The sequence below is a fragment of the Corynebacterium sp. HMSC074C03 genome (assembly GCF_001838285.1).
GTDB classification, from domain to species: Bacteria; Actinomycetota; Actinomycetes; order Mycobacteriales; family Mycobacteriaceae; genus Corynebacterium; species Corynebacterium amycolatum.
This window is the reverse complement of sequence record NZ_KV836220.1, coordinates 77,359-87,549: the sequence shown is the minus strand read 5'-3', so window position 1 is coordinate 87,549 and position 10,191 is coordinate 77,359. Positions and strand designations below refer to the sequence as shown.

At 58.8% G+C, this 10,191-nt stretch carries 9 protein-coding genes; 5 read left to right on the top strand and 4 right to left on the bottom strand.

All coding sequences use genetic code 11. The annotated features are described in order from the left end of the window. Window positions 1-73: 73 nt before the first annotated feature. The 3 genes from HMPREF2847_RS06510 to HMPREF2847_RS06500 all read right to left on the bottom strand — a co-directional run bounded on the left by HMPREF2847_RS06510 (window position 74) and on the right by HMPREF2847_RS06500 (window position 3,108). Window positions 74-1,003, bottom strand: a complete 930-nt coding sequence (locus HMPREF2847_RS06510) for an alpha/beta fold hydrolase (RefSeq protein WP_070851889.1) — start codon at window positions 1,001-1,003, stop codon at window positions 74-76. Between the two features lie 190 nt (window positions 1,004-1,193). After that, window positions 1,194-2,624 carry an adenylosuccinate lyase gene (purB, locus tag HMPREF2847_RS06505; RefSeq protein ID WP_070851888.1) on the bottom strand — a complete coding sequence of 477 codons (1,431 nt, stop codon included), beginning with the start codon at window positions 2,622-2,624 and terminating at the stop codon, window positions 1,194-1,196. A 34-nt stretch (window positions 2,625-2,658) separates the two neighbouring features. Continuing rightward, complete coding sequence (locus tag HMPREF2847_RS06500; protein WP_038626519.1) at window positions 2,659-3,108, bottom strand: MarR family winged helix-turn-helix transcriptional regulator; 450 nt, start codon at window positions 3,106-3,108, stop codon at window positions 2,659-2,661. A 259-nt stretch (window positions 3,109-3,367) separates the two neighbouring features. Here HMPREF2847_RS06500 and HMPREF2847_RS06495 point away from each other — a divergent pair, with 259 nt between their 5' ends. From HMPREF2847_RS06495 to HMPREF2847_RS06475, 5 genes are all read left to right on the top strand, one after another. Further along, the gene (locus tag HMPREF2847_RS06495; RefSeq protein ID WP_070851887.1) at window positions 3,368-4,654 is read left to right on the top strand and encodes an MFS transporter; all 1,287 of its coding nucleotides are present in this window, start codon (window positions 3,368-3,370) and stop codon (window positions 4,652-4,654) included. 135 nt (window positions 4,655-4,789) lie between these two features. Continuing rightward, window positions 4,790-5,518: an amino acid ABC transporter ATP-binding protein gene (locus HMPREF2847_RS06490; RefSeq protein ID WP_070851908.1), complete on the top strand. Its 729-nt coding sequence runs from the start codon at window positions 4,790-4,792 to the stop codon at window positions 5,516-5,518. A gap of 15 nt (window positions 5,519-5,533) precedes the next feature. Beyond that, window positions 5,534-6,475, top strand: a complete 942-nt coding sequence (locus HMPREF2847_RS06485; RefSeq protein ID WP_070851886.1) for a glutamate ABC transporter substrate-binding protein — start codon at window positions 5,534-5,536, stop codon at window positions 6,473-6,475. A gap of 19 nt (window positions 6,476-6,494) precedes the next feature. Beyond that, window positions 6,495-7,181: an amino acid ABC transporter permease gene (locus tag HMPREF2847_RS06480; protein ID WP_048733083.1), complete on the top strand. Its 687-nt coding sequence runs from the start codon at window positions 6,495-6,497 to the stop codon at window positions 7,179-7,181. After that, window positions 7,181-8,119: an amino acid ABC transporter permease gene (locus tag HMPREF2847_RS06475; RefSeq protein WP_070851907.1), complete on the top strand. Its 939-nt coding sequence runs from the start codon at window positions 7,181-7,183 to the stop codon at window positions 8,117-8,119. The genes HMPREF2847_RS06480 and HMPREF2847_RS06475 overlap by 1 nt, the downstream gene beginning before the upstream one ends. A 210-nt stretch (window positions 8,120-8,329) precedes the next feature. On the opposite strand, the gene HMPREF2847_RS06470 is transcribed toward HMPREF2847_RS06475, so the two are convergent. After that, window positions 8,330-10,141 (bottom strand): BCCT family transporter, encoded by a 1,812-nt coding sequence (locus HMPREF2847_RS06470; protein WP_070851885.1) that lies wholly within the window; start codon window positions 10,139-10,141, stop codon window positions 8,330-8,332. Between the last annotated feature and the right edge of the window lie 50 nt (window positions 10,142-10,191).

Sequence of the window (10,191 nt, the reverse complement as noted above, 5' to 3'; positions counted from 1 at the left end):
CCGCTGTCGCGCCGGTCAACACGCCGGTCGACACGCCGAGCGGACACACTTTTCGCCTATTAACCAGCTCCCCTTAGCGGGACTCCAACCACGCCAAAATGTCGGCGTAGACCTCTTCCTTATTCAACTCGTTGAGAATTTCATGGCGACCATCCGGGTAGACCTTAAAGCGCACGTCCTTCTTCCCCGCGTTCAGGTATTTACCCACGACCTCAGTCACACAGCCAGCGCCACCCGCCGGATCAACGGCACCGGAAACCACGAAAAGTGGCAGATCATCAGGCGCTTTCTCATAGGCTTCAGACGAATTCGCGTAGTGCGTGCCGACGAGAAGGTCGCGGAAAAAGGCATTGGTGGGAACGAAACCGCACTTGTCGTCCGCAATATAAGCATCGACAATCTTGTGGTCACGGGTGAGCCAATCAAACTTAGTGCGGCGCTCAAAGCCCTTGTTGTAATCAGCAAAGGTGAGAGTGTTGAGCAGCTTGCCCGGCGCGGTAGGACGAATCTTAGCCAGCAGGTTTGCAACCTTCATTCCCGCATCGCCCTTAGCTCCTGGCCACGACACGGTGCCCATGATAATGACGCCGGTAAGCCCCTCGCCGTACTTGGCGATGTAGTTACGAGTCAGAAGCGACCCCATGGAGTGGCCGAGAATATAGTGCTTGCTGCCTGGGAATTCTGCATCAACGTACTGGCGCACTGCGTGGAGGTCTTCGAGAATGAGATTCCAGCCACCGTAGTCAGCGAAGTAGCCCGGGATGCCAGCATCCGTCTTGGTCATACCGTGGCCGCGATGGTCGTGCGCGACGACGGCATAGCCCTGGGATACGAGGTACTCGGCGAATTTAGCGTAGCGGTTGGCGTACTCGACCATGCCGTGGACAATCTGCACCACTCCCTTAGGAGTAATGGGCGCGCCCTTGTCATTTTCTGGGACCCAGCGCAGCACATTCAATGTGGCACCTGGGCGAGAAAGCGAAGTCCTAACAGCCGATGTCACGTCGGGCACCTTTCGCGTAGAGGTTTCGATACTTATCGCTCATCGTACCGAGGAACTTGGCTGCTCACTGGTGGTTTCGCCAACAAACGAAGAAAAACTCTGCCACCAACGTGACAGAGTTTTTCAAAGGTCCTTACGTTTGCGCGTTTCGCGTTTCACGTTTCGCGATTCGCGCGTGACGCTCGCGAAGCTACAGAATCTCGCCCGGCTTGTAGGCCGCGGCCTCTGGGTACTTGTCCACGACGGTCTGCACACGCGCAACTACACGGTCAACCTGCGATTCTGCGGCACCGATGAACGCATGGCGGTCTGCCAGAGCGTCGGCAAGCCCTGCGGCATCCAGCGGGAAGCGCTCATCTGCAGCGAGACGTTCAGTGAGATTCTGCTCAGCACCCTTTTCGCGCATATCCAGTGCGGTAGCGACGGCGTGCTCCTTGATGATCTCGTGGGCTTCCTCGCGGCCCATACCAGCGCGGACGGCTGCCATGAGGATCTTGGTGGAGGCGAGGAACGGCAGGTAGCGCTCCAGCTCACGGTCAATCATGGCCGGGAATGCACCGAACTCGGACAGGACGGTGAGGAAGGTTTCAAACATGCCGTCCATGGCGAAGAAGGCATCCGGCAGCGCAACGCGGCGGACCACGGAGCAAGAAACGTCGCCTTCGTTCCACTGAGTACCGGCGTATTCGGAGAGCATGGTCATGTAGCCGCGCAGAATGACCTGGAAACCGTGGACGCGCTCACAGGAGCGGGCGTTCATCTTGTGCGGCATGGCGGATGAGCCAACCTGGCCTTCCTTGAACCCCTCGGTGACGGTCTCATTACCGGCCATCAGGCGGATGGTGGTGGCCAGCGATGCCGGCCCTGCACCGAGCTCGACCAGCGCGGACAGAGCGTCGAAGTCGAGGGTGCGCGGGTAAACCTGACCGACGGAGTCAAAGACGCGGTCGAAGCCGAGGCCTTCAGCGATTTCGTTTTCCAGGGAGGCCAGCGCGGACTCGTCACCGTCAAGCAGATCCAGCATGTCCTGGGCGGTGCCCATCGGGCCCTTGATGCCGCGCAGCGGGTAGCGGGAAATCAGGTCTTCTACGCGCTCGATACCCAGCAGCATCTCGTCCGCAGCGGAGGCGAAGCGCTTGCCCAAAGTAGTTGCCTGCGCGGCGACGTTGTGGGAACGACCCGCCATGACCAGCGACTGGTACTCGGAGGCCTTCTCAGCAGTGCGGGCGGCAACGGCAACGGCCTTGTCACGCACGACCTTCAGCGACTGCAGAACCTGCAGCTGCTCGACGTTTTCAGTCAGGTCTCGTGAGGTCATTCCCTTGTGAATGTGCTCGGTGCCAGCCAGTTCACAGAACTCTTCAATGCGGGCCTTCACATCGTGGCGAGTAATACGCTCACGGGCGGCAATGGAGTCGAGGTCAACTTGGTCGATGACCTTCTCATACGCCTCGATAGTGCCCTCCGGAACCTCGATTCCGCGGGCGACCTGGGCCTTCAAAACTGCAATCCAGAGCTTGCGCTCGAGGATGATCTTGTACTCAGGGCTCCACAACTCCGCCAGAGTCGCAGAGGCGTATCGGTTAGCAAGGACGTTTGCAATCTTTTTTTTCTCAGCCACGCCCTCAAGTATTCCATGACCACGGCATCCGCGGTTATCTAGGCCATGGATGACCACGCATTTCTTCCACGCCTTCGTTGAATTTGCGCATCAATCGCACGAACTCCACGAGCTCCGAGTCCTCCCAGTCATGCGTAATGTCATCGACGGTTTTCTTACGCGCCTCGATTTCCCGGTGCAGCAGCTCTAGCCCCTTGTCGGTCGCGCTATGCACCTTCGCGCTTGACGACGGCGCGGGTCTCTTCGCGATATACCCCTGCCGCATGGCGGCGGCCAGCTGGCGGTGCACCGTAGAAATGTCCAGCCCCAGCGCATCGGAAAGCTCGGCGACCGTCATATCCGGCTGCGCTTCCAGTCGTGCCAGTAGTGCTGCGGCGGAGCGATCCAACAGGATGTCCTTGCGATGTGGTCGGTAGCCGCTGGAGCTCACCCGGGATAGCAGCATGTTCTCGTAAACGAGCGCGGCTAGGTCGTCGTTTCGCACGATGGCAGTCAATCCTCTTGTCGCCTATATGTCGGCCCTTTAATGGGCCTGCGAGATGTATCTGTTTGCTGAACAGCTCCTATTCTAGCGCGCCGCGGATGGGGTTAAGGCCGAAAAAGCGCGTTTGCACCATACAAACCAATTGTTATAATTCGACCCCTAACTGCATTTTTGCACGATACAAATGCCGGGAAGCAGTTTTACCACAGCACTAATTCCACGATCGTTTTCAAACGAGAAAAGAGACCGTATTTTCAGCATGACAACGCATACGACCACGCAGAACAGGCGCAGACAGAACGAGCAGGACGAGCAGCACGGGCAAGACAAGCTCTTCTCCCCTGCGTTCATCATCAGCTGGCTGATTAACTTCAGCATGTACCTGGTGTTCTACCTTTCAATCACAGTCATGGCGCTCTACGCCGTCCAGCGCTTCTCCGCCTCAGATGCCGCCGGCGGCTTCGCTGCCAGTTCTTTCGTGGTCGGCGCCACCATCGCGCGTCTCTTTTCCGGCTACTTGGTGGACACCTTCGGTGGTCGCAGAATCATGCTTGGCTCGCTCGCTGTCATCGTGGCAGCCTGTGCCGCCTACATTTGGGCCGCATCCCTGCCGGTCCTGATTGCAATCCGCATCATCCACGGCCTGACCTACGCATTAGCTTCCACCGCCGTGATGGCCGCCGCCCAGACCGCTATTCCGGCTTCGCGCCGCGCAGAGGGAACTGGCTATATCTCGCTCGGTACCACCCTGGCCACCGCGATTGGCCCAGCTCTCGGCCTAGCCCTTATTGGCTCGGTCGGCTACAGCGTCCTCTTTGCCACAGCCCTCGGCCTGTCCATTGTCGGACTGGTGCTGGCACTCGTTCTGCCACAACACAACGGGCCCACCACTGCGGAAACCAAGGCCGAGGCCACCGAGGATTCGTCGGCAAGCGAGACGAAGCGCACATTTTCCTTCGATGACATCATGACGCCGAGAGTGGTGCCGATCGGTCTGTTCATGCTGCTCATCGGCCTGGCGTATGCGGGCGTGATTACGTTTTTGAACCGATACTCGCAGCTGAGCGGCCTGGCTAGGGGCGCCAGCTTCTTCTTCATCGCCTATGCGGTGGCGATGATGGCAGCACGCTTCTCGCTGGGACGCCTACAGGATCGTCGCGGCGACAACCCGGTAATTGCCATCGGCCTGGTGTGCTTCACCATCTCGCTGCTTGTTCTGGCTTTCGCAACCGCTGACTGGCACGTCATCGCCGCTGGCGCGCTCTGCGGCCTGGGCTACGGCACGCTGATGCCAGCGTGCCAGACCATCTCCGTGCACCTGGCGCCGGCGCACAAGTTGGGCACGGGTATCTCGACGCTGCTCTTGCTTGTCGACGCAGGCATCGGCCTTGGCCCAATCGTGTTGGGCTCGGTAGCTGCCACGATTGGCTTCGACAAGATGTACGCAGGCCTGGCGGTTGTAGTGGTTCTCGCGGCCGTTTTCTACTGGTTCGTACATGGCCGCAAGCCTGTTGCGCAGCGCCATCACGTAAATATTCAGAACTAATTGGTGTGCAGCCACTATTAATTGGTGTGCAGTCACTTTTCACAGGTGAATATCGGACAAGGAACACCGATAGCGGTTATGTGCGGTGAGTCACCTATACTTTCCCCCATGACTGAATCATCCACACCACAGAGCATGATTTCGATTGCCGGGGTGAACAAGCACTACGGCGATTACCACGCTTTGCGCGACATCAACCTGGAAATCCCAGCTGGTCAGGTCGTAGTTATCCTCGGCCCCTCCGGCTCTGGTAAATCCACACTGTGTCGAACCATCAACCGCCTGGAAACCATCGACAGCGGCGAAATTCGCATCAACGGCAAGCTTCTCCCAGAAGAAGGTAAGGAACTCACCCGTCTGCGGGCTGAGGTTGGCATGGTTTTCCAGCAGTTCAACCTCTTCAGCCACATGACCATTCGGGACAACGTCACGCTGGCCCCGCTGAAGGTCCGCAAGATCTCCAAAGCCGAGGCCCGCGAGCGTGCGGACAAGCTGCTCGCCCGTGTCGGCATTGCGGAACAGGCCGACAAGTACCCGGCCCAGCTCTCCGGCGGCCAGCAGCAGCGCGTCGCCATCGCCCGCGCCCTGGCCATGGACCCGAAGGTCATGCTTTTCGACGAGCCCACCTCCGCGCTCGACCCGGAAATGATTAACGAGGTCCTCGATGTCATGACCGACCTGGCCAACGGCGGCATGACCATGGTCTGCGTCACCCACGAGATGAGCTTCGCCCGCCGCGTGGCCGACCGCATCCTGTTCATGGCCGAGGGGTCCATTGTCGAAGACGCCGACCCGGAGACCTTCTTCACCAACCCGCAGAGCGATCGCGCCAAGGACTTCTTGGCCAAGATCGTCGGGCACTAGGCGGGGCTGGTAACCATGAAGTTTTCACTATTACGAGGAGGCCAGGGACGCAGTCGCAACCAGGGCCGCCGAGGTGTCGTCGGCAAGCGAGTTGCGGCGGCTGTCGTAGCTGTTGCCACGACAATGAGCCTCGCAGCCTGCGGTAGCGGCGGACCCCGAAACCTGCTGGCCGATATCGAGGCCGGACACGTGACGCTAGGTACGAAGTATGACCAGCCGGGTCTCGGTGAGCGCACCCCGGATCGCGAGTTCGCGGGCGTCGATACTGATGTCTCCCGCTACGTCATTGAGTACATCGCCAACAAGAACGGTTGGGACGTGCCCGAGATGGAGTGGCGCGAGACCCCGTCCGCTCAGCGCGAGACGCTGATCAATAACGGCGAGGTCAACATGATCGCCGCCACCTACTCCATCAACGCTGGCCGCCTGGCGGCGGTTGACTTCGCCGGCCCGTACCTGGTCACGCACCAGGCACTGTTGGTGCGCGGTTCCGAGGGCATCCAGGGGCTTGACGACGTCGCCCCGGGCACTCGCCTGTGCTCTGTTTCCGGTTCCACCCCAGCGCAGAAGGTCAAGGACGCTCTGCCGGAGGTGCAGCTACAGGAGTTCGATACTTACGCCGCATGCGCCGAAGGTGTGAAGCAGGGCGTGGTCGATGCTGTGACCACCGATGCGACTATTCTCGCGGGCTTCGCCCAGCGCTACAAGGAGCGCTTCGGCGATGACTTCCGCGTGGTCGAGCTGCGCAACCCCGATGGCTCCTACTGGACCAACGAGTACTACGGCATCGGCCTGCCCAAGGGCGATGATGCCAGCCGTGAGGCCATCAACGAGGCGCTGGAATCGCTGTACGACACCGGTGAACTGCAGAAGATCCTGAGGAAGCACTTGGGCGACAAGTTCGAGCTCGACGACAAGCCGGCAATCGGCGATTTGTCGTTCGTAGAGAAGAAGTAGGAAGGGGTGCGAGCAGACAATGAATCCAGAACTATGGAGTGAAATGGGGCCGGAACTACTTCCGGCTTTCTGGGTGACCATCAAACTGACGATTGCCTCGGCAATTGGTTCCCTGATCTTTGGCACGCTCCTCACCGCTATGCGTGTGAGCCCCGTGGGAATCCTGCGTACCCTGTCGACCTGGTACATCAACATCGTCCGCAATACGCCGCTGACGTTGATTGTCCTGTTGGCCTCGATGGGCCTCTACTACAACTTGGGCCTGCTGCTGGCTGCGGAGAATGACTCCTTCATTGTCAAGCAGAACTTCCGCCTCGCGGTGCTGGCTTTTGTTGCCTACACCTCGTGCTTCGTCGCGGAGTCCCTGCGCGCCGGTATTAATACTGTGCCATTCGGGCAGGCCGAAGCCGCCCGCTCCCTGGGGCTAAGCTTCGGCCAGAGCTTCCGCTACATCATCTTCCCGCAGGCATTCCGCGGCGCTATCGTGCCGCTCGGCAATACCCTGATTGCACTGACGAAGAACACCACGATTGCTTCGGTCATCGGTGTGGCTGAAGCGTCGCTGCTGATGAAGACCATGACCGAAAACTACGCCAGCGATATCCTGATTATCTTCGGCATCATCGCTGTCGGTTTTATTATTCTGACTCTGCCGACCGGTCTGTTCTTCGGCTGGGCTGGCAAGCGATGGGCGGTGAAGCGCTAATGGCTACTCGCGCAACAGTTCTTTATGACGCGCCGGGCCCCAAGGCTCAGCGCTTCAACCGAATTCTCACCTGGATCGTGGCCGCCATCGCGGTTGCGCTCCTGGCGTGGATGGGAATAACCCTGGCCAACAAGGGCCAGTTCGAGGCCAATAAGTGGTCGTTCTTCCTCGAATCCACAACCTGGACCACATACATTCTGCCCGGTCTGGTCAGCACTATTATCGCGGCTGTCGTCTCTATTGTGTTGGCACTGGTTATTGGCGCTCTCCTGGGCGTCGGCAGGCTGAGCCCGGTCGCGCCGGTGCGCTGGCTGTGCTCGGTGATTGTCGAGTTTTTCCGCGCCATCCCGGTGCTGGTGCTCATGCTGTTTGCCTACTCGGTGTTCGCCATCTGGCAGCTGTTCCCGTCGAACTACCTCGGCTTTGCGGCTGTTGTGTTCGGTTTGACCATGTACAACGGATCTGTGATTGGCGAGACACTGCGCTCCGGCATCGAGTCGCTGCCAAAGGGCCAGCGAGAAGCCGCGATTGCGCTGGGTCTTTCCCACCGCCAGACGATGGTCACCATTTTGCTGCCGCAGGCAGTCGCCGCCATGTTGCCGGCGATTATCTCGCAGATGGTCATTGCGCTGAAGGACTCCGCGCTGGGTTACATGATTGGCTACGTCGAGGTTGTCCGCTCTGGTCGCCAGCTTGGCGAGTACTACGGCGCCATGATCCCAGCGCTGGTCGTCGTGGCGATCATTCTGATTGCTATCAACTTCGGTCTGGCCAACCTTGCCGAACGCATCGAAAGCCAGCTCCGCGCCGGTCGTGCCCGCCGCAACATCATTGCGAAGGTCCCGCAACAGCCCGACGTCGGTGTCACCACCAAGGACCAGGCCAACGTGGATTGGCACGACGAGGACTACAAGGACCTCCGAGGCACCCACGAGTAAAGCTGATCACGGCTTTACGCCGCATTCGCTTTACGACGAATACAGCGACGCCGCCCACGGAAACTACTTTTGGTTTCCGCCGGGCGGCGTTTTCTTCGTTGGCTTTGCTTCGCTCCTATCGATGAGCTACTCACTGATGGACAGGCTCCAGTGCATCGATAGGTGAATAGCGTGGCCACAAGTGCCGGGCACTACTGCGACCGCACTCTCCTACGACTCAGACTTGGTCCCCGACTCCTCTGGCCCCTCCGATTCCGACTTTTCGCCAGACTCAAACTCACCTTCAACGACCACATCGGACTGAATAACCAAACGTCCGTCTTCATCGTGGGTGTATTCAAAGCGCGGGAGTTCGTTGCCCTCTTCGTCGTAGCCCGGCGCGGGCGCTGCTTCGTGCTTCTCCAGCTTCTCCGGAGTGTCGGTCTTGCTCCACTGTCGCGTGACCGGCTTGCGCACGGCCATATGGTCATCGCTCATGCCCTTGACCAGGGAGTACATCATGATGAAGTGGAGGAAGAAGAACGGCACACCAATGACAATCACCGCGGATTGCAGCGCTTCCAGTGCAGTTTCACCAGAAATCAGCAGCAGAGAAGCTGCCACAGCACCAATCATGATGCCCCACAGGACTCGGTAGAAGGTCGGAGCCTTGTTTTCCTCACCGGTGGACATCATGTCCATGACCATCGAAGCCGAGTCGATGGAGGTGACGAAGAAGATCATGATCACAAAGAGTGCAAACACGCTGACAAGCGTTGTCAGCGGGTACTGCTCCAACAGAATAAAGAGTGCCGGTGAGGGGTCTCCGCCTTCGACAACTGGTTCAGTCAGAATTCCTGGCTGCTCGTTTTCCAGTTCAAAACCTGCACGACCGAAGATGGAGAACCACAGAATCGACACGATTGTCGGCAGTGCAATCACACCGGCAATGAACTGGCGGACTGTACGTCCACGGGAAATACGCGCGATGAACATGCCCACAAATGGCGACCAGCAGATTGTCCAGGCCCAGTAGAAGACCGTCCAGGCACCCTGCTTCCAATTCGGGTTGACGTCGTAGGAGTCAGTCCAGAACATGACGCGCGGCAGCGCATCCAAGTAGACACCCGCCGTATCGACGGTCTGGCGCAGCAGCGTCAAAGTCGGGCCCATCAGCAGCACGAAGACCATCAATCCCATGGCGGCCCAAATATTGGCATTGGACAACACCTTAATGCCCTTGTCCAGTCCGCGAGCCACAGAAATCGAGGCAATCACAATAATGATGGCAATCAGAATGAGTTGCACCATCGAGTTTTCCGGAGTACCGATTACACGAGCAGCACCGGAGTTAATCTGCAGCGCACCCATGCCCACCGATACCGCGATACCGACAACCGTACCGATGATGGCGACGGCGTCGATAAGCTTGCCCGGCCATGAGTAGATGCGGGCACCGAGCAGCGGCGCAAAGATGGAGGAGACGCGCGGCGGCAGGTGACGCTTGTAAATGAAGTACCCCAGCGCGAGCCCCGGCAGCGCCATGATGACCCACATGTGAATACCCAGGTGGTAGATGGTAAATGCCATCGCAGTGTTTTGAGCTTCGCGGGTCATCGGATCTTGACCGAACGGCGGGTTGTAGGCGTGATTAAGCGGTTCGGCCACACCCCAGAACATCAGCATGGAGCCAGTACCACCAGCGAAGAGCATGCCGAACCACTCGGCGATGGTGTATTCGGGCTCTTCGTCGTCATCGCCAAGCTGAATGCGTCCGTAGCGAGACACGAACAGGCCAATGAGGAAGATAAAGCTTACCGAGACACCACCGATGAACAGCCAGCCCAGGTTAGATGTAACCCATTCGGAAGCAGCCGAGTAGGCATCCCGAGCGGTATCCCCCAGCACAACGGTCACTGCCACAAAGAGGACAATGAAACCCATCGCTGTCGTGAAGATCAACGGATCGGTCGGCAGGTTCTTGAGAAAACCACCCGACTTCTTTTCTTGCGTGTTTACTTGTGGCGTTTGTGTAGATCCCATTGTCGGGGTCAGCGCCTTTCACTTCTAGATTGTCTGTCTTTAAAAGACAG

Coding starts and splice junctions, on each gene's coding strand:
- HMPREF2847_RS06495 (WP_070851887.1), top strand. CDS start 3,368: ATGACAACGCATACGACCACGCAGAACAGGCGCAGACAGAACGAGCAG.
- HMPREF2847_RS06490 (WP_070851908.1), top strand. CDS start 4,790: ATGATTTCGATTGCCGGGGTGAACAAGCACTACGGCGATTACCACGCT.
- HMPREF2847_RS06470 (WP_070851885.1), bottom strand. CDS start 10,141: ATGGGATCTACACAAACGCCACAAGTAAACACGCAAGAAAAGAAGTCG.
- HMPREF2847_RS06480 (WP_048733083.1), top strand. CDS start 6,495: ATGAATCCAGAACTATGGAGTGAAATGGGGCCGGAACTACTTCCGGCT.
- HMPREF2847_RS06475 (WP_070851907.1), top strand. CDS start 7,181: ATGGCTACTCGCGCAACAGTTCTTTATGACGCGCCGGGCCCCAAGGCT.
- HMPREF2847_RS06485 (WP_070851886.1), top strand. CDS start 5,534: ATGAAGTTTTCACTATTACGAGGAGGCCAGGGACGCAGTCGCAACCAG.